At 49.8% G+C, this 22,740-nt stretch carries 23 protein-coding genes; 18 read left to right on the top strand and 5 right to left on the bottom strand.

From position 1 onward, the window contains the following. Position 1: 1 nt before the first annotated feature. Complete coding sequence (gene dptF / locus EVJ21_RS03970; RefSeq protein WP_161568080.1) at positions 2-2,323, bottom strand: DNA phosphorothioation-dependent restriction protein DptF; 2,322 nt, start codon at positions 2,321-2,323, stop codon at positions 2-4. A gap of 188 nt (positions 2,324-2,511) precedes the next feature. On the opposite strand from dptF, the gene EVJ21_RS03965 reads away from it, so the two are divergent. From EVJ21_RS03965 to EVJ21_RS03945, 5 genes are all read left to right on the top strand, one after another. Continuing rightward, a complete protein-coding gene (locus EVJ21_RS03965) occupies positions 2,512-2,838 on the top strand; it encodes a nucleoside triphosphate pyrophosphohydrolase (RefSeq protein WP_131489920.1) in 327 nt (108 codons plus the stop codon). Beyond that, on the top strand, positions 2,831-5,188 hold the full coding sequence (locus EVJ21_RS03960; protein ID WP_131489919.1) for a DEAD/DEAH box helicase family protein: 2,358 nt from the start codon (positions 2,831-2,833) through the stop codon (positions 5,186-5,188). The genes EVJ21_RS03965 and EVJ21_RS03960 overlap by 8 nt, the downstream gene beginning before the upstream one ends. A 13-nt stretch (positions 5,189-5,201) precedes the next feature. Further along, entirely contained in the window at positions 5,202-5,645 is a 444-nt protein-coding gene (locus EVJ21_RS03955) for a hypothetical protein (RefSeq protein WP_131489918.1), read from the top strand. Between the two features lie 8 nt (positions 5,646-5,653). Then, the gene (locus tag EVJ21_RS03950) at positions 5,654-5,911 is read left to right on the top strand and encodes a hypothetical protein (RefSeq protein ID WP_131489917.1); all 258 of its coding nucleotides are present in this window, start codon (positions 5,654-5,656) and stop codon (positions 5,909-5,911) included. A 127-nt stretch (positions 5,912-6,038) separates the two neighbouring features. Then, positions 6,039-7,577: a hypothetical protein gene (locus EVJ21_RS03945; RefSeq protein WP_131489916.1), complete on the top strand. Its 1,539-nt coding sequence runs from the start codon at positions 6,039-6,041 to the stop codon at positions 7,575-7,577. A gap of 132 nt (positions 7,578-7,709) precedes the next feature. On the opposite strand, the gene EVJ21_RS03940 is transcribed toward EVJ21_RS03945, so the two are convergent. The 4 genes from EVJ21_RS03940 to EVJ21_RS03925 form a co-directional block, all read right to left on the bottom strand. Further along, positions 7,710-7,994: a putative quinol monooxygenase gene (locus EVJ21_RS03940; protein WP_131465525.1), complete on the bottom strand. Its 285-nt coding sequence runs from the start codon at positions 7,992-7,994 to the stop codon at positions 7,710-7,712. Between the two features lie 15 nt (positions 7,995-8,009). Next, positions 8,010-8,648 carry a nitroreductase family protein gene (locus EVJ21_RS03935; RefSeq protein ID WP_131489915.1) on the bottom strand — a complete coding sequence of 213 codons (639 nt, stop codon included), beginning with the start codon at positions 8,646-8,648 and terminating at the stop codon, positions 8,010-8,012. Between the two features lie 22 nt (positions 8,649-8,670). Continuing rightward, the gene (locus tag EVJ21_RS03930) at positions 8,671-9,081 is read right to left on the bottom strand and encodes a MarR family winged helix-turn-helix transcriptional regulator (protein WP_131489914.1); all 411 of its coding nucleotides are present in this window, start codon (positions 9,079-9,081) and stop codon (positions 8,671-8,673) included. A 106-nt stretch (positions 9,082-9,187) separates the two neighbouring features. Further along, a complete protein-coding gene (locus EVJ21_RS03925) occupies positions 9,188-9,937 on the bottom strand; it encodes a hypothetical protein (RefSeq protein WP_131457448.1) in 750 nt (249 codons plus the stop codon). A 179-nt stretch (positions 9,938-10,116) separates the two neighbouring features. On the opposite strand from EVJ21_RS03925, the gene EVJ21_RS03920 reads away from it, so the two are divergent. The 13 genes from EVJ21_RS03920 (at position 10,117) to EVJ21_RS03860 (ending at position 22,733) form a co-directional block, all read left to right on the top strand. Then, entirely contained in the window at positions 10,117-10,518 is a 402-nt protein-coding gene (locus EVJ21_RS03920; RefSeq protein ID WP_016510027.1) for a GntR family transcriptional regulator, read from the top strand. Continuing rightward, positions 10,493-11,374, top strand: a complete 882-nt coding sequence (locus tag EVJ21_RS03915) for an ABC transporter ATP-binding protein (RefSeq protein ID WP_131465519.1) — start codon at positions 10,493-10,495, stop codon at positions 11,372-11,374. The genes EVJ21_RS03920 and EVJ21_RS03915 overlap by 26 nt, the downstream gene beginning before the upstream one ends. Next, positions 11,364-12,491: an ABC transporter permease subunit gene (locus EVJ21_RS03910; RefSeq protein WP_131489913.1), complete on the top strand. Its 1,128-nt coding sequence runs from the start codon at positions 11,364-11,366 to the stop codon at positions 12,489-12,491. Before EVJ21_RS03915 ends, EVJ21_RS03910 begins: the two co-directional genes overlap by 11 nt. A gap of 12 nt (positions 12,492-12,503) precedes the next feature. Further along, positions 12,504-12,980, top strand: a complete 477-nt coding sequence (locus tag EVJ21_RS03905; protein WP_131465517.1) for a DUF4825 domain-containing protein — start codon at positions 12,504-12,506, stop codon at positions 12,978-12,980. 136 nt (positions 12,981-13,116) lie between these two features. After that, a complete protein-coding gene (locus EVJ21_RS03900; protein WP_131489912.1) occupies positions 13,117-14,790 on the top strand; it encodes an AMP-binding protein in 1,674 nt (557 codons plus the stop codon). 80 nt (positions 14,791-14,870) lie between these two features. Next, complete coding sequence (locus tag EVJ21_RS03895) at positions 14,871-15,449, top strand: fatty acid metabolism transcriptional regulator FadR (RefSeq protein WP_070327744.1); 579 nt, start codon at positions 14,871-14,873, stop codon at positions 15,447-15,449. 79 nt (positions 15,450-15,528) lie between these two features. Then, the gene (locus EVJ21_RS03890) at positions 15,529-16,302 is read left to right on the top strand and encodes an electron transfer flavoprotein subunit beta/FixA family protein (RefSeq protein ID WP_070327743.1); all 774 of its coding nucleotides are present in this window, start codon (positions 15,529-15,531) and stop codon (positions 16,300-16,302) included. Between the two features lie 14 nt (positions 16,303-16,316). Beyond that, positions 16,317-17,282: an electron transfer flavoprotein subunit alpha/FixB family protein gene (locus EVJ21_RS03885; protein ID WP_131457438.1), complete on the top strand. Its 966-nt coding sequence runs from the start codon at positions 16,317-16,319 to the stop codon at positions 17,280-17,282. 107 nt (positions 17,283-17,389) lie between these two features. Then, a complete protein-coding gene (gene trxA, locus EVJ21_RS03880) occupies positions 17,390-17,704 on the top strand; it encodes a thioredoxin (protein ID WP_070327741.1) in 315 nt (104 codons plus the stop codon). A 363-nt stretch (positions 17,705-18,067) separates the two neighbouring features. Then, positions 18,068-20,497, top strand: coding sequence for a Na+/H+ antiporter subunit A (locus tag EVJ21_RS03875; RefSeq protein WP_131489911.1), 2,430 nt, complete (start codon positions 18,068-18,070; stop codon positions 20,495-20,497). After that, positions 20,481-20,918: a Na(+)/H(+) antiporter subunit B gene (locus tag EVJ21_RS03870; RefSeq protein ID WP_131489910.1), complete on the top strand. Its 438-nt coding sequence runs from the start codon at positions 20,481-20,483 to the stop codon at positions 20,916-20,918. The genes EVJ21_RS03875 and EVJ21_RS03870 overlap by 17 nt, the downstream gene beginning before the upstream one ends. Then, a complete protein-coding gene (locus EVJ21_RS03865) occupies positions 20,918-21,259 on the top strand; it encodes a Na(+)/H(+) antiporter subunit C (protein WP_071399343.1) in 342 nt (113 codons plus the stop codon). The genes EVJ21_RS03870 and EVJ21_RS03865 overlap by 1 nt, the downstream gene beginning before the upstream one ends. Continuing rightward, entirely contained in the window at positions 21,252-22,733 is a 1,482-nt protein-coding gene (locus tag EVJ21_RS03860) for a Na+/H+ antiporter subunit D (protein ID WP_131465515.1), read from the top strand. The genes EVJ21_RS03865 and EVJ21_RS03860 overlap by 8 nt, the downstream gene beginning before the upstream one ends. Positions 22,734-22,740 lie beyond the last annotated feature (7 nt).

Raw genomic sequence — 22,740 nt, 5'->3', positions numbered from 1 at the left:
ATTACTGTTTCACCTTCCTTACTTCAAACTTAGATTTGCTAAATTTCGGCTTAGTCAGTTCAACCATCGATCCATCATGTGTCGATACCAATAGAATCGATTTTGATTTATCAGTATATCGAATGAGTTCATCATAAAAATCGATAAATTGAACCGCGTCGCGCAAATCATTTCGGTTTGGACGATATCCGTCTTGTATTTTTACTAACAGACTATAGAGTTTATAGTCGAGATCGAATAAAATTTCTTTTCCGCCTACTTCAAAACCGATTCGAATAAATGGGCTAAAACGATAAAAATCTGAGTCTTTGTTTTCTGCACTTGCGAATAGACGTTCGTCTACAATCTCCTCAGCCTGAAACGGGTAGGCGACTCTATAATCATTATTCGCACCGTCGATATATAAATAATTTTCTCGTGGAGACCCGCGCCATAAGTAAATGACTTCTCGAATCAATTCAAATAATGATTCGATACTCTCTCCGTCACCGAGATAGTACGCCTTTAAATATTTCAAGAAATCTAGATAAGTGCGATCGGTTTCTTGTGGGTTCAATAGTGAATAACTTCGAATGAGGAACGACCCGAGTGCATTCATAGTATCTGTATTCTCCGGTGCATGATGAATGAATCGATAGATTTCTGCCATGTCACCTAAAGCATTTTTAGCAATATCTTGAGGCTGCTGTGCCAATACATATTTTGTAATCAATTGATCGAAAAAGTCGGTGCGGAACGAAACTGGATCAATTCGATGTAAAGCATTCAATATGATTGAACGATCCGGGTGACCAAAAATAAGGTTTGGGAGAGCTGCGTTCGGTTTATCTGGTTCAAGGCTTAAGTTTGATGGTGCAAGAATATCAAAAATGAAATTATAGAATGCTCGCGTTGAGATAATTAACTTTTCTTTCACCATTGTTTGGATGACGACATTTTCAACCGATTCTCTGACAGCCAAATTCGATAGAAAATCGTAATTGTCATGAATAATAGATTGGATGCCATTATTGACGTCTTCACAGTAAGCATCATAGAACGGATTGTCGTTCGACGTTAAGACCACTTTTTCTAAAATCTTCGAGAAGAACAAAGACTCGGCACCGTTTGTTCCTAAGCTATAAGTTTGGAAGCCGGCTATATTTAATAAGTGGAGTGACTTATTTGAATAGACAATGTGTTCTCCGTTTCCGAAAATGTCCGAGTCATCAATGAAGTTTCTGAGTGATTCGTATCGGTTTTCAGACGCTGCAAAGTTATAGAAGTTATGAAGAACTCCTAGGTTGATAGCAATCAGCAAATGTTTAGTTTCAGAATCCTGTTTATAAAAAGAAGATAGTACACTATCTAATGTTTCGATTGAGTTTTTTGATGGATCAAATGACTCGGTCGAATCGTTATGAATCCTGAAATCTTTGACCAAATGAGAATGTTTTTCTTTGATGTAAGCCAGTAAGTGACTCTTCCCATCTCCAACACTACCACTTAGCAAAATTAGTTGTGGTGTGGATTCATTGTCAATCGCCTCTAATGTTTCAATGAGAGAGTATTGAATCGGGCGATCGATATGCATATACTCCCGAAACTCCCCAAAGCTATCTGCATTGACGACCGATTCTTTCGAAGAAGATTGCAGCATACGAAGTTTATCTAGCAATTTGCTAGTTGTAGCGTCTCCATTAATATCTATAGAACTAACAATATCCTCGGTGACTGTATCTTTTTGGGCCAGGAGATTTTCGGTAGTGAATGAATCGTTCACGTTATCCTCTACAGTTGTGTCTTCAGGGATTGTTTCTTTGATTTCTTGAGTAGGTGGTTCTGAGAATGTAATGGGCTTTACTCTATGCTCTTCAGAGTCATCCAGTATTTCTTCTTTTGTGAAGACATCGCTGTCATAAAGTCCGGATGAATTCTCCGTCTCGTTGAGATATACTTCGCCTAAAGAGATCAATTTTTCAAAAGCTTCTAGAGTCTCAATTTTTAAAAGGTTACGCTTTGTATATAAGTCACTTAACTCTATGTAACGGTGAGCCCATTTTAACTCTTTCATCGATGCGTTTAGTTCGACCTTTAGTTTTTGCCAACCAAACTTGATGACGTGACGATCAAAGTATCGTTCAGATAGAGCTGGGCGCTTAGTGTTCTTTGCAAGCATATACATACGTTTTAAAGTTAAAGATTGGAAAATGCCGTCTAAGTAAACCATAGCCTCTGTAGGTGAATCAATCATCCACTTGTTGAATTCCTCATAAGTAAACTTTGTATCTTCCTCAGGAACTAGGTTCGTAACTAAAAAAGACCAGATTTTTTGGGTGTTCATTGTTAATCCCTTTCCTGTATAAAAATGATATTTTACAAACATTGTAACAAAATATAGAATCATAATCATCGATTCTGAGTGATTCCTTTGTAACCTTGTTAAATAATTTATATAGGGCGAAACGTAGGATGATTTATATCCTTTATTTATGTAAAATAAAGGATGAGGATTTGAAAAGGGGAGATTGCATGATCTATAACAAGTTGGTAAGGGATGAAATTCCTACAATCATTGAGCAGTCTGGGAAAATAGCAATACATAAAAAACTATCTAATGCTGAACATATGAAATTCGCAGCTCATAAACTTCATGAAGAAATCAAAGAGTATGAAGAAACGAACATCGACGAAGAATCACTGGAAGAACTTGCCGACATTTTAGAACTCGTCTATACACTCGGGAAGATGCACGGCGCGAGTATTGAAGAATTAAATCGCATCCGTGAAGAGAAGCGCGAGAAGCGGGGCGGTTTCGAAAAAGGTCTCTTCTTGGAAGAGGTCCTTGATCATGAGTGAGTTACGTCTGTACACCAGTCATTTACGAATTCCATTACAGAATCAAATCGACGCGGCGACTGAAATTTATATGGTCGTCGCGTTTGCACAAGTATCAGGTGTTCAAGAGATTGCGTCTTCACTTAAAAAGGCGGTCATGCGCGGTGCCCAAGTCCGGATTTTGATTGGGGATTACCTCTATTTGACGAACCCGGATGCGCTCGAGATGCTCATGGAAATCGATGGGGTTGAGTTGCGACTTTATCGTTCGAATGGTCAATCGTTCCATCCGAAAGCCTATTTGTTCCGTACTCAAGATAGCGGGACGTTCTTTGTCGGCTCGTCGAACTTGTCGCATAGCGCCTTGAACCGTGGCGTCGAATGGAACGTCGAGATTCCGGCAAGCATCTCAGAGGATGTGTTCGAACAATCGGTCGATGCATTCCACGAGCTGTTTTATAGTGAGTATGCTCAAATCATGAATCCAATCTCGCTGCAGCCTTATCGCGAAGAATACGAAGCGAGACAAGAGCGGATGAATGAGATGGGCAAAGTAGCTGAGATGACTCCTGTCTACATCGAGGACGACACGATCACGCCGAACACCGTCCAAGATGCCGCCTTAAAGGCGTTACGTGAAACGATGGAAGAGGGAAGAAGGAAAGCGATGCTTGTGCTCGCTACCGGTTTAGGGAAGACATATTTAAGTGCCTTCTTCGCCCGACAGTTCAAACGGGTACTCTTCATTGCCCATCAAAAAGAAATTCTGCTTCAAGCTGAGGCTTCTTATAAGAAAGTCTCGACTGAATGGAAAACGGGCTTATTGCTAGGTGGTGACTCGAGAGATGAGCAGTCAGCCGACGTGTTATTCGCTTCGATTCAAACGTTAGCCTCGAAACATCGGATGCAACAGTTCGCGCCTGATCAGTTCGATTTGATTGTCGTCGATGAATTCCATCACTCGGCCGCACCGTCTTATCGTCGTGTCCTCGATTACTTCGAGCCGAAATTCTTGCTCGGACTGACGGCGACGCCGGACCGACTGGATGGGGGAGACGTTTACGCTCTCTGTGATGACAATGTCGCCTATCAAATGCACTTTACTGAAGCAATTGAAGAATCTTACTTGACTCCTTTTCATTACGTCGGAATTTATGACGAAATCGACTATTCGCAAATCCGATTGATTAACGGCCGCCGTTATGATCAGGATGAGCTATTGGCAGAACAGTTAAAGGAAAGTGTCGCTCAAAAAATCTTCGAAGCCTGGCAGATGCATCACCAGACACGTGCGCTCGGATTCTGTTCTTCGGTCGCTCAAGCCGAATATTTAGCCGACTACTTCCGCCTCCAAGGCGTTCAAGCCGTCGCCTTACATAGCCAGACCGAATATGACCGAGCGGGCGTCATCAAACAATTGAAGCAAGGACATCTTGATATCATCTTCGCGGTCAACTTGTTCAATGAAGGCGTAGACATTCCTGAAATCGATACGTTGTTGTTCTGCCGTCCGACCGAATCGTTGACGGTCTTCACGCAACAGATTGGTCGAGGACTCCGTTTGTTGAGCGGGAAGACGCATTGCACCATCATCGACTTGATCGGGAACTACAAGAACATCGACAAGAAGTTGGCGCTCTTGACGACAAAACGACAACCAATTGTAAAAGAGCTTCCAACAAACGGGACCTTGCCCGATGGCTGTACCATCGAATTTGATTTACATGCCATCGATTTGTTGAAGCGGATGGTGACTCGAGCTTCAACCCGCCAGCAGCAGTTAGAACGGAACTACTTCATGGTGAAAGAAGAGCTTGGAAGACGACCGAGTTATATGGAGTTGATTCAACGAGGCGAGTACTCGATGGACGCCTATCGCTCTCAATGGAAGAAAGACGTGGGCTACTTCGGTTTCTTGAATCGAATTAGTGAGTTGGGAGAGGAAGAAAGTCATCTGTTTGAAGGTGCGAAATCATTGTTAGTCGAAGTTGAATACACTGACATGACGAAGAGTTATAAGATGATTGTACTATCGATCATGTTGAACCGCGGGCTAGAAGGATGGCTCGGACCACTTTCAGCAAGCGAGGCAGCTCGGCCGTTTTATGACTTCATCAATGCAATCCCGTACCGTCAACAAATCGATGGGCAGACAAAAGACTTCCAATCACCGTTCCATCAGCAAAGAATCGAAAAGTTACTGTTACGGATGCCATTTGATAAAATAGCTAAAGGACCGTTTTTTGTGTCTGAGGAAGCATTACATATCGAGCAAAACGAAGCGTATGCTCATCCTCTGGTTTACGAATGGGTCAGTCAAATCGTTGAAGTTCGACTGCATCACTACTTCAGTCGGAAAGCTTCAGAGTGAGGATGGCATGATTATGGAAGATCGACTTAAGCAATTAATTCAGTACATAGATGAGTTCGAGAGGCAGGGACCTTACAAAATGAACGTACTGAAGATAATGTTAGAGCGAGGTTATGAGGATTGGCATGCTCCAATATCGATAACTGAACTCGCAAGACCTTATTATGATTTGGTTAGCAAACAACACAGTACTTATCTTCTCAAGAATATAAGTAAGGACTTTACAACTCCTTTTTCACAAGTAAAAGTGGAAAGACATTTAAGAACACTCCCATTAAAGTATCTATCGACTACTTCTACTAGAATAAGCAATATTTCTCCACCCTTTGAATTAGTTGATAATATGTTTTATGTGAGGGAAGAATATCGTATTGATGGCAAAGCGGCTCTTGATAGAATTATTAACGTAGTGGAACAAAAGTTTGAAGAGTATTTAGAAGTATATAGTGAAAGGTGAGGGATAACTTGAAACGCGCACTACTTCGCAAAATCCAATTCGCCCTCCAGCATCACGGCGGAACGGCGTCATTGAAAGAGATCTACGACTACATCGAAAAGTCGTATTATCAACTCGAGCTCGATCGCTACAAAGATTGGAGGGCTCACGTCAACAAACAGATTCGGGCCCATTCGAGCGATTCGGCCAGCTTCAATGGCAAAGATGACTTGTTTTATGCCACGGGAAATAAAGGTATCTGGGGCCTTCGCCAACCGAATACCTAACCGAAAGCGGAACCATTTCAGTTGGTTCCGCTTTCAATGTTTACAATACGTCACACCCCCTTGTCACAGAATGTTCAATCCTGTAAACTTCGAAACAGTGTGAAAAAAATGTATAAGGGGTTACTTCATGGAAATCGTTCAGCAATTATCGCAAATGCAATTACTCAACCAATTCTGGTTACTTGTGGCCTTCATCATCCCGATGGTCATTTTATCACGGATGGTCGTGGCCGGTTCACGGTTCTCACCAATCCTCGTCATCGTCATCTTCGGCCTCGGCCTCGGCTTCGCCATGGTCGAGATGGGCATCGCGACTCCGGGTCTTCCTGAGTTCCCGCTCGTCGACTTCCTGTCGCGGACGACGATCATCGCGCTCGTCGTATCGTTCTTCGTCGGTGGGCAAGAGCTTCGTAAGATCTTAAGCAAGCAAGAGCTCGAGATGAAAGACATCGTCGTCCCATCTAAAGAAGAGATGTTCCTCGGAACAGGACGGACGCAGTTCATCTTCATCGTTCGTTCGTTCTTCTTGCTCGTCGGACTTGAAGGGTTCTTCCGCATGATGATCCAACCGGGAGCGGCAGAGGGCATCACGCTCTACTATCCGATCCTCGCGTTAATCGGTCTCGCGGCATCGTTCCTCTTGATCGACCATAAGGCACAGATCGACGACAAGCACGTTTATATGAAGAAGGGCTTGATCGAGACGGCGTTACTGCTCGTCATCTTGTTCATCTCGTACGCAATCGCCATGGCCGTTCAACCCGTCATCGCCTTGCCGCAAATCTTCTTTGCGATGCTTTTGTCATCAGCACTCGGTGCCATCTTCCAAAACTGGACGTACGGACCGACCGTCCGCGCGCTCTTGTTCGCCGGGATCCCGGTCGTATTGGCTGCCAACTTCATGGTCGGTGGTTCGCGGATCGGTGACGCCTTCGCTATCGAAGGCATGAACTCGATTCTCGTCTACGGTTTCTTCGGTCAGTTGTTCTGGATGTTCGGTGGGATCGCGCTCCTCATGTGGTTCGCCCGCACGGGGCACATCCGTAACCTCGCACCAGGTATGGCCGGTTCGCTGTCGCACAGTGGTCTCACAGGTGCATGTACGGCCGGTGACTTCGGTCAAGTGGCGGCAAAACGTGCGCCAATCATGATCAACATCCCGTTCTTCGGTCACATCTTCGTGTTCTCGATCTTGGCAGTCAGTGCCGACAACGGGGCGCTCTGGATCTGGCCGACGGCAATCATCGTCTTGGTCGGTCTCGTCTTGACGGCACTCGCGCTTAAAAACTTGCGCGGTGCGAACGGTGAGGACTTCAAAGAAGTGAAGGCGCTCATGCAGTTCTCGTTCGGTTGGCAGATGATGGCCGTCTTCGGCGGTCTCGTCATCCTCAGCTTCAGCACGATCGCATTCGACTACACGACGATGGCGCAATCGTCAGCCATCTCACACTTTGGCCTCTTCGCAGCGGTCCAAGGTGGCATGTTCGGGACAGAGGCATCGCTTCTCATCCCGCTCATCTTCTCGATGCCGTTCCTCGTGCACCCGATTGTGTTCTTCATGTTCGGGAAAGCACTCGACAACAACGGCGAGATGCCGCGCGTACCAGTTTACGCGATGGCGCTCATCGGTGTCGTCGGTGTATCGTTCGCCATTCTCGGTATATAATAAACAGCCGCTTCTACAAATGCGTAGAAGCGGTTTTTGTATGCCTGCTAGTTGGATAAGGGTTGCCAATGGTAGGGATCATGCTAAAGAGTGTACAGAAAAACGGCCGACACGAGGTCGACCGTCTGCTGATTAGTTGACTTCCGTCACATGGAGCACCGGTTTCGCCGTCACGTAGTTGGCTACGTTTTGGGCGAAGGCGATCAAGTCCGGGTTTTGGTTGTGTTTTTCGATTGCCGCTTGGTCGGCCCAGTTCTCGATCATGACGAACCGGTTCTCTGACGTCGTCGACTGATAGAGCTCATAGCTCAAGCAGCCTGCTTCTTGTTTCGACGAGTCGATGAGTTTGTTAATATCGGCTAGAAAGCTTTCGAATTCTGTTTCTTTCACATCAAAAATGGCGTTGACTAAGATCATGTTGAATTCCTCCGATTACTTGAAGTTTGTGATTGTTTCAGCGTCGAGACGGACCGATTGGTAACCTGCTTCTGCCGCTTTACCGACTGAGAGGATCATGACCGGTACGTAGCGGTCTTTGTCCATTCCGAATGCTTCTGCGAGCTGGTCTTTCTCAAACCCACCGATCGGGTTCGTGTCGTAACCGTGGGCACGGGCGACGAGCATGAACTGCATCGCAGCCAAACTTGAGTCGATTTTGACGATATCGTTCATCTCTTGTTTCGACAAGTTTTTGTAGTAAGGGATAATGGCGTCGAGTTGTTGGTCGCGTACTTCTTGCGGCATCTTGCCTTCAGCGACGGCTTGATCGTAGATTGTTTCGCCGAGCTCGTAGCATTCCATGTCACCGAAGATGAGCACCATCGCGGCCGACGTATCGTTTTGACGAACGTTGAAGCGGATGAGTGGCTTGAGCGTCTCTTTCGCTTCCGGACTCTCGACGACGACGAAGCGCCACGGTTGCATGTTGACTGACGACGGAGCCGTCGTCGCTTCTTGGATCATCTCGAGCATTTCGAGTTGTGGAATTTTGACCGTTTCGTCATAGACGCGGATCGACTTTCTGTCGAGCATTACGTCCGTTAATGTATTGTTTTCAAATGTAGTTGTCATAGTTAATCTCCTCTTTCTCTGTTCAAATAGTATTTAGCTTTTGTAGCAGGGTGGATAGCTGTTGCATCTCCGACTCCGACAATACTTTGGCGATCAAATGGTTCGTCTGATCATGGTTTTGTTCACAGTGCTGCAACTCGCGTGCCGCCGTCTCCGTCAAGCGGACGAACACTTCGCGGTTGTTTGCGACGTTCCGCTCCCGCCTGACGTGGCCTTTCTCCTCGAGGATCTTCAAGTGACGGGTGATCGCCGCATTGTCGATCTTCATCTCTTGTTGGATCTCGCTTTGCGAGCAGACGCCTTTGTCGTTGACGATCATGAGCATCTCGTAGCGGGTCAGGCTGAAACCTGTCTCACGCTCGAACGATGTCGCGACGCGCTGGTCGGCGAGTTTGATTTGGTATAGCAACCGGCTCATCTCTCGTAGCTCCATTGCGTCCCACCTTTCATATTTGACTCATCAATCATTGACAAGTCAAATGTTAGCAAGTCGACCGCTGTCTGTAAAGCAAGACGACTCGAGAAAAGACACTACCGGATTAGTCAGCAGTGTCTCGCTCGATTTTCGTCCCATCAAATCGGTATTCGCTGATGAACGTCGTCTTGTCAAACCCATACAGGCGGTCGTGGCGGTTCAAGTCGTCAATTGTTTGGAGTGAATTGAACGACGGGTCGCCAGATTGGGGTGTGCGTGACACGTTCAAATAACGCTCGGTGAAGTCGTCATCCTCGTTCGGTGTCCCGTCGAACGAGAAATGGATCGACTTCACATCGTCCTCGAGCAGACGGATGACGTCGAGCACGCGCTGTTTCTGTTCAGCGGTGTCGTTCCATGCTTCGTGCAGCATGACGGAGGCGCCTAAAAACGTCTCTGGATTCAGTTCGAAGATGGACGTCGGTTCAGGCTTTGTCGTCACGTCGCGCATTCGCACCGCGTCTTCCGGTACGTTCGCCCGGACCGTCTCTTCACGTGACAAGACGTTCGCGGTGACGAGTCGGTCGTGTAGCGTCGTCTCGGCTTCTTTTACCCAGTAGGCGGGCATCACATCGTCATGGATCGAGCCGTCCCCATACGTCCGCGCGGAATACGTCCCGCGAAGCGGTGTCGTCTCCAGTTTGAACGTCGCCTTGTATCCAGTCAGTTTCCAGTCCTGTGATACGTCGACATCGACACGCTCCCCGTACGTGTCATAGATGTAGTCTGTATAGCGCTCCGTCGCTTCGCTTCTCCCGTACATCGATCCGGCGACGAGCAAGCCGACTGCGCCAATTAACAACCTTTTCTTCATTTTCTGTTCACCTCTACTACAATGTACCCGAAAAGACCGAATCCCGTCTCGGTCCAAAGTCGTATTCTATTTATTCCCAATTCCCTGTAAACTGAAAATGCCCTCTAAGAACTATTGCTATTACGTGTACTAATACATATAATACACTTATACCACGTTTACAAGAGAGGGTGTGACCCATGTTATATAAGATCGATATGAAAAGTGCGGAACCTTTATATGAACAAATCGTCAATCAGACGAAAGCGCTCGTCATCCGCGGCATCTTACGACCGGGCGACAAAGTCATGTCGGTCCGTGAGCTCGCGACGGACCTCGTCATCAATCCGAACACCGTCAGCAAGGCGTATCAAGAGCTCGAGCGGCTCGGTTTGCTCGAGATGCATCGCGGGCGTGGGACGTTCGTCTCGATGGACTGGGTTGACCAAGACGCGTCACGCGCGCCGGTCGTCGCAGCCATCCAAAAGCTCGCCATCGATTGCCATTACGCAAACGTGTCGCTTAAAGAAGCGATGACGCTATTTGAGACAGAGTATAAGAAAGTAGGGGAGAACCATGCTGACAGTACAGCAACTGAGTAAGAGAATCGACCGCCAAACCGTGCTCGATGCGATCGACTTCTCGGTCAGACCAGGAGAGATCATCGCCCTCGTCGGTCGTAACGGGGCCGGCAAGACGACACTCCTCCGGACGATGGTCGGCATCATCCGACCGGACACCGGGGACGTCCGCTACGGGCCATCGAGCATTTTTGAGAAAGCTGAATTGAAGCGGGACGTCATCTTCGTTCCGGATTCAGCCGACGCGCTCAAACATTACACCGTCAACGAGGCGATGGATTTATACGCCTCGATCTATCCGTCGTTCGACCGGGCGGCGTTCACCGAGACGCTCACGCGCTACAACATCGGTAATAAAAAGATCCGTCAGTTGTCTAAAGGGCAGAAAGCGATGGTGACGCTGTCGCTCGCCTTCGCCGTCAAAGCGAGCTATTACCTGCTTGATGAACCGACCGATGGACTCGATGTCGTCGCCAAGGCCGACGTCTTGAAACTGATGATCGCCCAAGTCGAGGCACGCAACTGCTCAATCATCGTCTCGAGCCACCAGCTGCACGAGCTCGAGCGGATCGCCGACCGCATCATCATGATCGAGAAGGGACGGGTCAAAGCGATCATGTCGCTTGAAGAGGCTCGTGAGTCGAGCGTCAAGCTGCAAGTCGTCTTCAACGACCAAGTACCGGTCGAACTGCTCGAACGAAAAGATATCGAAATCATCAACGTGACGGGACGCGTCGTCTTGTTCATGGCGAAAGAACGGACACAAGAGCTCGACGCGTTCGTCGACGCCCACGACCCGATGCTCGTCGAAGAGATCCCGATGTCGCTCGAAGACATTTTCCGGGTCCAATTAGGAGGTGAGGCAAGTGTCATTTAACGTGTTGTTGAAAAAAGATTGGAAACAAGTGTCGTTGTTATGGATTTTGCTCGTCTTCCTTGGGATTGTCGCGTACACGCTCCCGGTGTGGACACAAATGCAGTCGTTCGATGAACAAGTTCAGGACATTCAAATGAATCCGGACAAGTATGCCGAGTGGTTTAATGGTGATGCGTCGAACGCATCAGTTGAAGAGTTGTTCAACCCGCAATATAGTTACTGGATTGGCGATTTACAGACACTCATCCCGTATGTTGGAGTCATCTTTCTCTATATCATCTTCGGCTTCTTGATGGCGTCTGTCTTGATTGGCAGTGAACGCAACAGCCAAATGTCTGACTTTGCGATGTCCCTCCCGTTCAACCGGAACCAGTTGTACATATCGAAATGGTTGATTGGGACGAGCGGCATCGTCGTCTCGACACTCCTTGGTGGACCGCTCATGCTTTGGATGATCCATGCGTCACGCTATTCGTTCTTAATTGAAGGACATACGTTGAAAGTCGCAGCGCTCGTTGGTTTTATGCTATTGACCGGAATTGCTGTTTTCTCGTTGGCGTTATGGATGGGTTCGTTTGGCGGGGAGGCAATCTCGCAAGTGCTCTGGTCGGTCGTCGCACTATTGTTCCCTGTCGGCATCTTATTGCTGATTCAAGGATCGGTCATATCGTTCACTCAAAATACAGAGCGCGTATATAGTGTATTCGAACGTGCGATTGAAAGTGTGTTCTTGCGCGTGATTTCACCGCTTGCGAATGTAATTAACGTCGACACGTATAACTTATATACAGACAACAGCGTGTGGCAAGAGTTCCTAGCCGTTGCTCCATTAAGCGTACTTGCTTTTATTGTCCTATCGTTTGGACTCGGACTCCTTACATTCAACCGGGCCCCGCAAGAGAACAACGGCCGCTTCTTCATGTTCTCGAACTGGCTCTGGTTCGTTCACCTGATGATGGTGCTTTGTTTCGCCATGCTTGGTGGGATTATCTTAGCGAATATCGCGTATTCGACGAACAGTATTCTTTACGTCATCGGCTTCTTGATCGGCGGCTTCCTCGCCCACTTGCTCGCCAAACGCCTGCTCTACCGCTTCAACCTGCAACTCAAATCTTAAGGAGGACGTATCATGAAACGGTTCGGTCTGGTGCTCGTCGTATTACTGTTTGTACTTTCTGGGTGTAGTGATCCCTCGAAGCGGCACCCGAGTGCCTTTCAATACGAGGGCACATACGTCGGCGATATCAACGCCGTCGTCGGGATCGCCAAGACGTTGCCGATGCACGACTGTTATAAGTCGATCGAGCTGCAGACGAAAAAACGTCCCTATGGCTTGACCGTCCGTTATCATGATCCGGAGATTGAGCGCATCGAGCAGGAGCGGCTTGCCATCCGTAACGCGGCGACGTATTTCACGCTCGTACAAAATACGGAGATCGTCCGTTTCGCGTTCCCGAACCGGACGTACGCGTTCTCTCGCCCCGAGATGGAGGCGTGGCTCGGGATCGACTTCTCGACGATCGAGAAAGAAGAAGAGTTGATTGCCCGCTTGGATGAAAAAATTGGGAATGAAGAGCAAACTGAAGCGTACTTCAGACGCGTCTAAAGTGTATGGATTTTTGAATCCATGCACTTTTTTTCGATATTTTCTGAAAATTATCGGGTAAAGGGTAGATGAAAGCGTTTTCTTAGCATTATAATGGAATTAACTGAATGACTATTCATTCTAAGGAGGAGAATCAATGGAAAAACCGTGGTTACAAGATTATCCAGCTGACATGCCTGAAACGATCGACTACGAGGTGAAACCACTCTATGAGGCACTCAGCCGCGCCGCTAAAGATTTCCCGGACCGGACCGCCGTCTCGTTCATCGGCAAGGATTTGACGTTTGCCCAAATCGATGATGCGGCCCACCGTTTGGCGACGATGTTGCAGTCGAGAGGGTTGCAAAAAGGGGACCGGGTCAGCCTGATGCTCCCGAACTGCCCACAGTACGTCATCTCGTTCTACGCCGTCCTGTATGCCGGTGGGACCGTCGTCCAGACGAACCCGCTCTACACCGAGCACGAGCTTGAAAACTTGATCACCGATTCCGGCGCGAAGATCGTCATCACGCTCGATCTCCTCTATCCGAAGTCGCTCCGGGTGAAAGAAAAGACGGACATTCAAACGATCATCACGACGAGTATCGCCGACTACCTGCCATTCCCGAAAAACAAGCTGTACCCGATCAAAGTGAAACGCGAGAACAATATCGTCATCGATACGACGGGTTCGGTCGCGTTCAAGGACTTCAAAAACTTTGGACCGGTCAAGCCGATCGAGATCGACCCGAAACAAGACGTCGCCGTGCTCCAATACACGGGCGGGACGACCGGGCTGCCGAAAGGGGTCATGCTGACACATTTCAACTTGACGGCGAACGTCGACCAAATTTCGAACTTTTTCTATAAATATAACCGCGGTGATGAGAAGCGCGTCTTGAGCGTCGTCCCGTTCTTCCACGTCTACGGCATGACATGCTGCCTCAACTTCGGGGTGGCGAACGGGTATGAACTCATTCTCGTGCCACGCTTTGACGTCACTGACGTCTTGAAGACGATCAACAAGAAGAAACCACACTTCTTCCCAGGAGCCCCGACGATGTATGTCGGCATCTTGAACGACCCGAAACTGAAAAAGTATGACTTGTCGTCGATCGAGGCATGTATCTCAGGATCGGCACCACTCCCGGTCGAAGTGCAAGAACAGTTCGAAGATGTGACGGGCGGGCGCATCGTCGAAGGATACGGGTTGTCCGAGACGTCACCGGTGACGCATGCCAACTTCTTGTGGGACAAACGCATCGTCGGCTCGATTGGGGTGCCGTTATCCGATACTTCTGCTAAAATTGTAAAGGCAGACGGCGAGACACCGGCTGAAGTTGGTGAAATCGGCGAAGTGTTCCTGAATGGACCGCAAGTCATGAAAGGCTACTGGCAAAAACCAGAAGAGACGGCGGCCGTCTTGAAAGATGGATGGCTCGCGACCGGTGACCTCGGCTATATGGGCGAGGACGGGTTCTTCTATATCGTCGACCGGAAGAAAGACATGATCATCGCCGGCGGCTTCAACGTCTACCCGCGCGAGATCGAAGAAGTGCTGTACGAACATCCGGCCGTCAAGGAAGCGGTCTGTATCGGTGTCCCGGACCCTTACCGCGGTGAGACGGTCAAAGCGTTCATCGTCACGCGGGACGGGGTGAATGTGACCGAAGACGAGCTCGACAAGCATTGCCGTGAGAAGCTCGCGGCGTATAAAGTACCAAAGCTGTATGAATTCCGTGACGAGTTGCCGAAGACGTTCGTTGGTAAGATCCTGCGCCGCGTCCTCGTCGACGAAGAGAAGGCGAAACAAGTGAAACAAAGCAGTTGACACCTCTCTTTGACATGATAGAATAATAAATGAATGAACCATCATTCATTTTTCTGCAGCAATAAGGAGCATGGGTGTCTATGAAAAAGAATGTATCAAAAAGTGACCGCATTATCGATGCGGCAGTGAAAGTGATCGCGGACCATGGTTATCACGGTGCAAAGGTGACAGCCATCGCCAAAGAAGCTGGTGTCGCGGACGGAACGATTTATTTGTACTTCAAAAATAAGGAGCATCTGTTGATCGAACTGTTCCAGACGAAGATGGGCCTGTTCATCGACTACTCGAAGCAACAGATCGAGCAGGAGACGACGGCAGGCGACAAGCTGTACCAGTTGATTGAGTCGCATCTCAAGCAGCTGTCGGTCGACTACGACCTCGCCGTCGTGACGCAAATCGAGCTCAGACAGTCGAACTTGGCGCTCCGCCAAAAGATCAGTGAAGTGTTGAAGCCGTATTTGAACTTGATCGATGCGGTCGTCAAGCACGGCATCGAGACCGGGGAGTTTGACCAGGACCTCGACTACCGGCTGGCGCGACAAATGATTTTCGGCACGATCGATGAAGTGGTCACGAGTTGGATGGCGAGCGGCTTCAAGTACGACTTGATGTCGACGTTACCGAAAGTACACCATATGTTGAAAAAAGGGCTTGCTTAACCGTAAGCCCTCTCGCTAGCTCAAAAAATGAATGGAGATTCATGAATGATGGTGCGAACAACTTAAAGGGGGAACTACGATGAATATTTTTGTGTTGCTAAAACGTACGTTCGATACAGAAGAAGCGATCCAACTTGAGAACGGGGAGATTCAAGAAGACGGTGCCGAATTCATCATCAACCCATATGACGAGTATGCGGTCGAGGAAGCGATCCGCAAGCGTGACGATCTCGGGGGAGAAGTCACGGTCGTGACGGTCGGACCGGACGACGCGGACAAAGAACTACGGACAGCGCTCGCGATGGGTGTGGACAGAGCGGTCCGCATCTCGATCGAGGATGACGTCGAGGACGCGGATCACGTGACGATTTCGAAAGTGCTCGCCGCATATTTGAAAGACCAAGCACCAGACCTCATCTTCGCTGGTAACGTCGCCATCGACGGCGGTAGCGGACAAGTGGCGCCGCGCGTCGCCGAGCTGCTCGACATGAACTACGTGACGACGATCACGAAGCTCGACATCAACGGCACGACGGCGACGGTCACGCGTGACGTCGAGGGGGACACAGAAGTGATCGAAGTCAACCTGCCGCTCCTCGTGACGGCGCAACAAGGCTTGAACGAACCGCGCTATCCGAGCCTTCCAGGTATCATGAAAGCGAAGAAGAAGCCGCTCGAAGAACTCGATCTCTCAGACATCGACCTCGACGAAGACGAGATCGGAGCGAAGATCGAGACGATCAAACGGTTCTTGCCGGAAGAGAAGAAAGCGGGACGTATTCTTGAAGGGGACACGTCGACACAAGTGAGCGAGCTCGTTCAATTACTTCGCACGGAAGCCAAAGTCATTTAAGGGGGACATCACATATGAAAGCTTTAGTACTCGCAGAAGCGCGCGAAGGCGCGTTACGGAACGTATCATTTGAAGCGATCGCCGCGGCGAAGCAACTGACGGACGACGTGACGGCGGTCGTCATTGGGGATAACGTCAAAGCACTCGCGACTGAACTCGGGGAGCACGGCGCAGCGCGCGTCCTCGTCATCGAAGACGAGCGACTCAAACATTACACGCCGGACGGTTACGGCCAAGTACTCCGCCAAATCATCGACCAAGAAGGACCGGATATGATCGTCCTCGGTCACACCGCACTCGGAAAAGACATCGCACCGAAACTCGCGGCCCGTCTTGACGCCGGCCTCATCAGTGACGTCGTCTCGATCGAAGGCTCGGGACGAGACGCCGAATTCGTCCGTCCGATCTACTCGGGTAAAGCGTTCGAGAAAGTGAAATTCAAAGATTCGGTCATGTTCTTCACGATCCGTCCGAACAACATCGACGCACTTCCGCGTCAAGCGGGGGCGAGCGTGTCGGTCGAGACGCCGGCCGTCGAATTGAAAGATCTCGCCATGATCGTCAAAGAAGTCGTCCGTAAAGCGACCGGTAAAGTCGATCTCGCGGAAGCGAAAGTCATCGTCGCCGGAGGACGTGGCGTCAAGAGCGAGGACGGTTTTAAACCGCTCGAAGAGCTCGCTGAACTGCTCGGCGGCGCGGTCGGTGCTTCACGTGGAGCGTGTGACGCGGACTACTGCGACTACGCACTCCAAATCGGTCAGACGGGTAAAGTCGTCACGCCGGACCTTTATATCGCCTGCGGGATCTCCGGGGCAATCCAACACTTGGCCGGGATGAGCAACGCCAAAGTCATCGTCGCCATCAACAAAGACCCGGAAGCGAGCATCTTCAGCGTAGCCGACTACGGCATCGTCGGCGACTTGTTCGACGTCGTGCCGCTCTTGACTGAAGAGTTCCGAAAACACCTCGTCAATAGCTGATGGGCATAACGTTTGGGGAAAGTTACCCTCCGTGGTATACTCTGAACATGAAATGCAAGAGAGTTCTTAATTGAACTGTCTCATCTTACTGGGGAGGTATTTACCAAATGGCTATTAAACACGCAACGACTCAAACGTTCGAACAAGAAGTGAAAGAGGGCGTCGTCCTCGTCGATTTTTGGGCAGCATGGTGTGGACCGTGCCGCATGATCGCACCGGTTCTTGAAGAACTCGATCAAGAGATGGGCGACCAAGTCCAAATCGTTAAACTCGACGTTGACGAGAACCCAGAAGTAGCGGGCGCTTTCCAAATCCAAAGCATCCCGACACTCATGATGTTCAAAGACGGACAACCTGTCTCGAAAACAATGGGCTTCCAACCAAAAGAAGCGCTTAAAGAGTTTATCGCGTCAGCAAAATAATAAACGTACAGCCGATCGGGAGACCGATCGGCTGTTTTTTGTTGGCTTCGTTAGGGAACAAGGAGTTTAGTGAGCGAGCAAAGAATAAGATAGGTTAAGGTTTACCATCGATTCGGGAGCGGCAACACGTTTGAGAGAGCTTACATATGCTGTCCGCATCCAATTTTTTTTAGTCGTTTTTTGTCGACTCCCTTCATATTTAACAGTTCAGGTTTTTTTAACCATGGCTAGAAAAGTGAGAAGCTTTTATCATGGAAACAGCCTGAAAATTTACGCTATACTCATGAGGAAGACGTGATGGCGTCAAATGAACTTAATATTTGATGTCATTGTTGTAAGACTCTGTTCGAAGGAGGAATTTTCTTGTCGGTGTTACATTTCGCTATCTTATTGCCGCTCCTCGCGGCACCGTTCATCCCGTTTTTGTTTCGGGCGTTGAAACGGATCCATACGGGCTGGTTCGTACTGGTCGTCCCGGTACTCCTGTTCGTCTACTTCTTCCGCTTCATCGGAATCACGAGTGCGGGAGACGTCGTGAGCGAAACGGTCAAGTGGATGCCGTCGCTCGGGATCAACTTTACCGCTTACGTGGACGGGCTTGGACTACTGTTTGCCCTCCTCATTACAGGGATTGGGGCGCTCGTCGTCCTGTATTCGATTTACTACTTGAACAAAGATAAAGAGTCGCTCGGTCACTTTTATGTGTACTTGCTTCTCTTCATGGGTGCGATGCTCGGTGTCGTCCTCTCGGATAACATGGTCGTCATGTACATGTTCTGGGAACTCACATCGATTTCGTCGTTCCTGTTGATCGGGTATTGGTATGAGAAAGAACGCTCTCGCTACGGGGCACGCAAGTCGATGCTGATCACCGTGTTCGGTGGTCTGTCGATGCTCGGCGGGATCGTCATCTTGGAGTCGATCGTCGGATCGTTCAGCATCCGCGACATGGTCGCGAATCAAGCGCTTATCGCCGAAAGTCCGTTCTTCGTCGCCGCCATGATTTTGATTTTGCTTGGGGCGTTCACGAAGTCAGCGCAATTCCCGTTCCACATCTGGTTGCCGGACGCGATGGAAGCACCGACCCCGGTCAGTGCGTACTTGCACTCGGCGACGATGGTCAAGGCCGGGCTCTACTTGGTCGCCCGGATGAGTCCGGTGTTCCAAGAATCATCGCTCTGGCTATGGATCATCGCCTCGGTCGGGACGTTCACGTTGTTCTGGGGAGCCTTCAACGCCGTCAAACAGACGGATTTGAAAGGAATACTCGCGTTCTCGACAGTCAGTCAGCTCGGTCTCATCATGTCGCTGCTCGGCCTTGGCGCCGCGGCGCTTCATTACGACGGGATCGACGACAACATCTTCATGGTCGCGACGATCGCGGCCATCTTCCACTTGATCAACCACGCCACGTTCAAAGGGTCGTTGTTCATGATGGTCGGGATCATCGACCACGAGACGGGCACACGTGACATCCGTAAGCTCGGCGGTCTCATGACCGTCATGCCGATCACGTTCACGATCGCTGTCATTGGCTCGTTGTCGATGGCAGGGTTACCGCCATTCAACGGCTTCCTTAGTAAAGAGATGTTCTTGAAGGCGACGACGAAAGTGTTCTCGATGGACTTCTTCGCGCTCGACACGATCGGGATCTTGATCCCTGTCGTCGCGTTCATTGCGAGCGTGTTCACGTTCATCTATAGCTTGATCATCTTTACACGGACGTTCATGGGGAAAGCCAAGTTCGACGAATTGCCGAAACAGCCGCACGAGGCACCAATCGGGATGCTCATCCCGCCGGCAATTTTAGCTATCCTCGTCGTCGTCCTCGGCTTCGTTCCAAACGTATTGTCGAACTCGCTCATCAAGCCTGCCGTCGAGTCGATCTATCCGACGCTCGTCGCGAGCGGGCAAGAGGTCAAAGTCGACATCTACTTCTGGCACGGACCGACTCCAGAGCTATTCATGACGCTCGGGATTATCGCCCTCGGGACGCTCATGTTCTTCATGATCAACAAGTGGATGGGGATCTACAACCATATCCCGAACCGGTTGACGCTGAACGGTATGTACGACGGGTCGCTCGTCTGGTCGAACAAAGCGGCTTATCGTTTTAAAGACAATTACATGACCGGCTTCATCCGGTCCTACTTGATCTACATCTTCCTGTTCTTATCAGGGATGCTGTTGTTCTCGATGTACTGGTTCGACTTGTTCAACTTCTCGTTCGGCGAGATGGAGGCTGTCGCGCCGTATGAATATGTGCTCGGGGCGGTCATCATTTTGGCGGCGCTCGCGATTCTGTTCATGGGCTCACGCCTGCCATCGATCATCTTGCTCGGGGTCATCGGCTATTCGGTCGCCTTGTTCTTCGTGTTCTTCGGTGCGCCGGACCTCGCCTTGACGCAGCTCGTCATCGAGACGGTATCGGTCGCCTTGTTCTTGCTCGTGTTCTATCACATGCCGGAGATCAGCCGCAAAGAAGTTCGTATCAAATTTAAAGTGGAGAACGCGATCGTGTCGGTCATCGTTGGGGTGACGGTCATGTTGCTCAGCTTCATGGCACTGTCGAACCGATCGTTGTCTTCGATCTCTGAGTATTATAAAGAGAACGTCTACGACTTAGCAGCCGGAAAGAACATGGTCAACGTCGTCCTTGTCGACTTCCGGGGCTTTGATACGCTGTTCGAGATCGTCGTCCTCGCCGTTGCGGCAATCGGGATCTATACGATGATCAAATTTAGAACGACAGAACGCACGAAAGGAGCAGATGAACATGAATCGGAAAAATGATCAAGTGAATGACGTCATTTTACAGACGGCCGCGGTGATCATCTTCTTCATCATCATCATGTTTTCAATCAACCTATTCTTCGCCGGGCACTATTCGCCAGGCGGCGGGTTTGTCGGTGGATTGATGACGGCTGCTGCTCTCGTGTTGTTACTGCTCGCGTTCGACTCGAAGACGCTTGCGAAAGTCTTACCGTTCGACTATCGAATCATGACGGCACTCGGTCTTGTCATTGCGATGCTAACATCGCTCCACAGCATCTTTTGGAATCGTCCGTTCCTGACACACGCTTATGACAAGTTCGATTTGCCGCTCCTTGGTGAGCAGACACTTCACACGGCCATCGCCTTTGACTTAGGCGTCTACCTTGTGGTCATCGGTGTGACGATGACGATCATTCAAACGATTGGAGAGAGTGAATAATGGAAATCTTCGTTAGCATCATCATCGGGGTACTGACGATGAGCGCGGTCTACATGATTCTCTCAAAGAGTTTGTTGCGCATCATCATCGGTACCGGCCTGCTCAGTCACGCAGCCCACTTGCTCGTCTTGACGATGGGTGGACTGAAGACGGGAGCGGCACCTGTCCTCGTCGACGGGGTCACGGAATATACTGACCCGCTACCGCAAGCGCTCGTCTTGACGGCGATCGTCATCAGCTTCGGTGTGACGGCGTTCTTCTTGGTACTCGCTTATCGGACGTACCAGGAGTTGACCACGGATAATATTGAGGAAATGAAAGGAACGGAATCGAATGATTAACTTACCGATCTTTCCGATTGTCATCCCTGCACTTGCGGCCGTCATCCTGATGTTCGCACCAAAACAGGTACGCCTACAACGTGTGATGGCACTCGGGGCTTTACTTGTCACGTTCGCTGTATCGGTGTTGCTCGTCTTCACCGTATCGCAAGACGGTATCTTGACCGTCAACCTCGGGAATTGGCCCGCACCGTTCGGAATCACGCTCGTCTCGGATATGTTGTCGGCGCTTCTCGTCACAACATCGACGTTGATCGTGTTCTTCATCGTCTGGTTTGCGACGCATTACTTCTCGGACGCTTATGAATCGAACTACGTGTACGTCGCGATGTTATTTTTACTCGTCGGTGTCAACGGCGCCTTCACGACGGGCGATATTTTCAACTTGTTCGTCTTCTTTGAAGTCTTCCTCATCTCTTCGTACGTCTTGATCGTACTCGGTGGGAAAGGTGTCCAGTTGCGCGAGTCGATCAAATACTTGCTCGTGAACGTCATCGCGTCGGCGCTGTTCGTCATGGCCGTCGCACTTCTTTACGGCGTCGTCGGGACGCTCAGTCTCGCTGACTTGGCACAGAAGATCCCGCTCGTCGAAAATCAAAACGTCATCACCGTCATCGGTGTCTTGTTCGTCATCGTCTTCGGTATGAAAGGGGCGCTCGTCCCGTTGCACTACTGGCTGCCTGGATCGTACGTCGTTGCCCCGACGCCGATTCTCGCTATGTTCGGTGCCTTGCTCACAAAAGTCGGCGTCTATTCGATCTTACGGACGTACACGCTCTTGTTCGACACAGGGTCGTTCATGCAGACGTTCTTGATCGTGCTCGCCGTGCTGACGATCGTCATCGGGATGACCGGGGCGATCGCATATAACGATGTGAAGTTGATCATCATCTACAACATCATGATCGCGGTCGGCGTCATCCTTTACGGGATCGCCCTCAATACGCAGACGTCGCTCGAAGGGGCGCTCTACTATTTGATGCACGACATGCTCATCAAGGCCGCCTTGTTCATGCTCGTCGGGATGATGATCGGGATCACCGGTTCCGGTCAACTTCGCGACATGGGTGGATTGATCACCCGGTTCCCGCTGTTCGGATGGACGTTCTTCATCGCCGCGTTGTCACTCGCCGGCATTCCGCCGCTCAGTGGCTTCTTCGGTAAATTGTTGATCGTTCAAGGCGGGGTGGCCGACGGCGACTTGTTCGGCCCGCTTCTCATCTTGCTGTCGAGCTTGTTCGTTCTGTTCTCGGTCATTAAGATTTTCCTCTATGGGTTCTGGGGAGAAGAGAGACGCGTCTATGACGGTCCGCTCGTCCCGTATATGAACCGACTCATCGTGCCGACGTTGTTACTCGTCGCAGTGGCCGTCGCGTACGGATTCGGGGCCGAGGCGATGCATCCGTTCATTACCCAGGCAATCGAACCGCTCGTCGACCCGGAAATCTACATCGATGCCGTGATTAAGGAGTGATTTAGAC

Origin of the sequence: Exiguobacterium sp. SH0S2, from assembly GCF_004337185.1 — a bacterium.
GTDB classification, from domain to species: domain Bacteria; phylum Bacillota; class Bacilli; order Exiguobacteriales; family Exiguobacteriaceae; genus Exiguobacterium; species Exiguobacterium aurantiacum_A.
This window is presented reverse-complemented; position numbering and strand designations above follow the sequence as displayed.

Excerpts from the sequence above, each read along its gene's own strand:
- EVJ21_RS03965 (WP_131489920.1), top strand. The coding sequence starts at position 2,512 with ATGATCTATAACAAGTTGGTAAGGGATGAAATTCCTACAATCATTGAG.
- EVJ21_RS03925 (WP_131457448.1), bottom strand. The coding sequence starts at position 9,937 with ATGAAGAAAAGGTTGTTAATTGGCGCAGTCGGCTTGCTCGTCGCCGGA.
- EVJ21_RS03940 (WP_131465525.1), bottom strand. The coding sequence starts at position 7,994 with ATGATCTTAGTCAACGCCATTTTTGATGTGAAAGAAACAGAATTCGAA.
- EVJ21_RS03870 (WP_131489910.1), top strand. The coding sequence starts at position 20,481 with ATGAATCGGAAAAATGATCAAGTGAATGACGTCATTTTACAGACGGCC.
- EVJ21_RS03960 (WP_131489919.1), top strand. The coding sequence starts at position 2,831 with ATGAGTGAGTTACGTCTGTACACCAGTCATTTACGAATTCCATTACAG.
- EVJ21_RS03930 (WP_131489914.1), bottom strand. The coding sequence starts at position 9,081 with ATGGAGCTACGAGAGATGAGCCGGTTGCTATACCAAATCAAACTCGCC.
- dptF (WP_161568080.1), bottom strand. The coding sequence starts at position 2,323 with ATGAACACCCAAAAAATCTGGTCTTTTTTAGTTACGAACCTAGTTCCT.
- EVJ21_RS03890 (WP_070327743.1), top strand. The coding sequence starts at position 15,529 with ATGAATATTTTTGTGTTGCTAAAACGTACGTTCGATACAGAAGAAGCG.
- EVJ21_RS03905 (WP_131465517.1), top strand. The coding sequence starts at position 12,504 with ATGAAACGGTTCGGTCTGGTGCTCGTCGTATTACTGTTTGTACTTTCT.
- EVJ21_RS03955 (WP_131489918.1), top strand. The coding sequence starts at position 5,202 with ATGGAAGATCGACTTAAGCAATTAATTCAGTACATAGATGAGTTCGAG.
- EVJ21_RS03900 (WP_131489912.1), top strand. The coding sequence starts at position 13,117 with ATGGAAAAACCGTGGTTACAAGATTATCCAGCTGACATGCCTGAAACG.
- EVJ21_RS03885 (WP_131457438.1), top strand. The coding sequence starts at position 16,317 with ATGAAAGCTTTAGTACTCGCAGAAGCGCGCGAAGGCGCGTTACGGAAC.
- EVJ21_RS03895 (WP_070327744.1), top strand. The coding sequence starts at position 14,871 with ATGAAAAAGAATGTATCAAAAAGTGACCGCATTATCGATGCGGCAGTG.
- EVJ21_RS03945 (WP_131489916.1), top strand. The coding sequence starts at position 6,039 with ATGGAAATCGTTCAGCAATTATCGCAAATGCAATTACTCAACCAATTC.
- trxA (WP_070327741.1), top strand. The coding sequence starts at position 17,390 with ATGGCTATTAAACACGCAACGACTCAAACGTTCGAACAAGAAGTGAAA.
- EVJ21_RS03865 (WP_071399343.1), top strand. The coding sequence starts at position 20,918 with ATGGAAATCTTCGTTAGCATCATCATCGGGGTACTGACGATGAGCGCG.
- EVJ21_RS03935 (WP_131489915.1), bottom strand. The coding sequence starts at position 8,648 with ATGACAACTACATTTGAAAACAATACATTAACGGACGTAATGCTCGAC.
- EVJ21_RS03860 (WP_131465515.1), top strand. The coding sequence starts at position 21,252 with ATGATTAACTTACCGATCTTTCCGATTGTCATCCCTGCACTTGCGGCC.
- EVJ21_RS03920 (WP_016510027.1), top strand. The coding sequence starts at position 10,117 with ATGTTATATAAGATCGATATGAAAAGTGCGGAACCTTTATATGAACAA.
- EVJ21_RS03915 (WP_131465519.1), top strand. The coding sequence starts at position 10,493 with ATGCTGACAGTACAGCAACTGAGTAAGAGAATCGACCGCCAAACCGTG.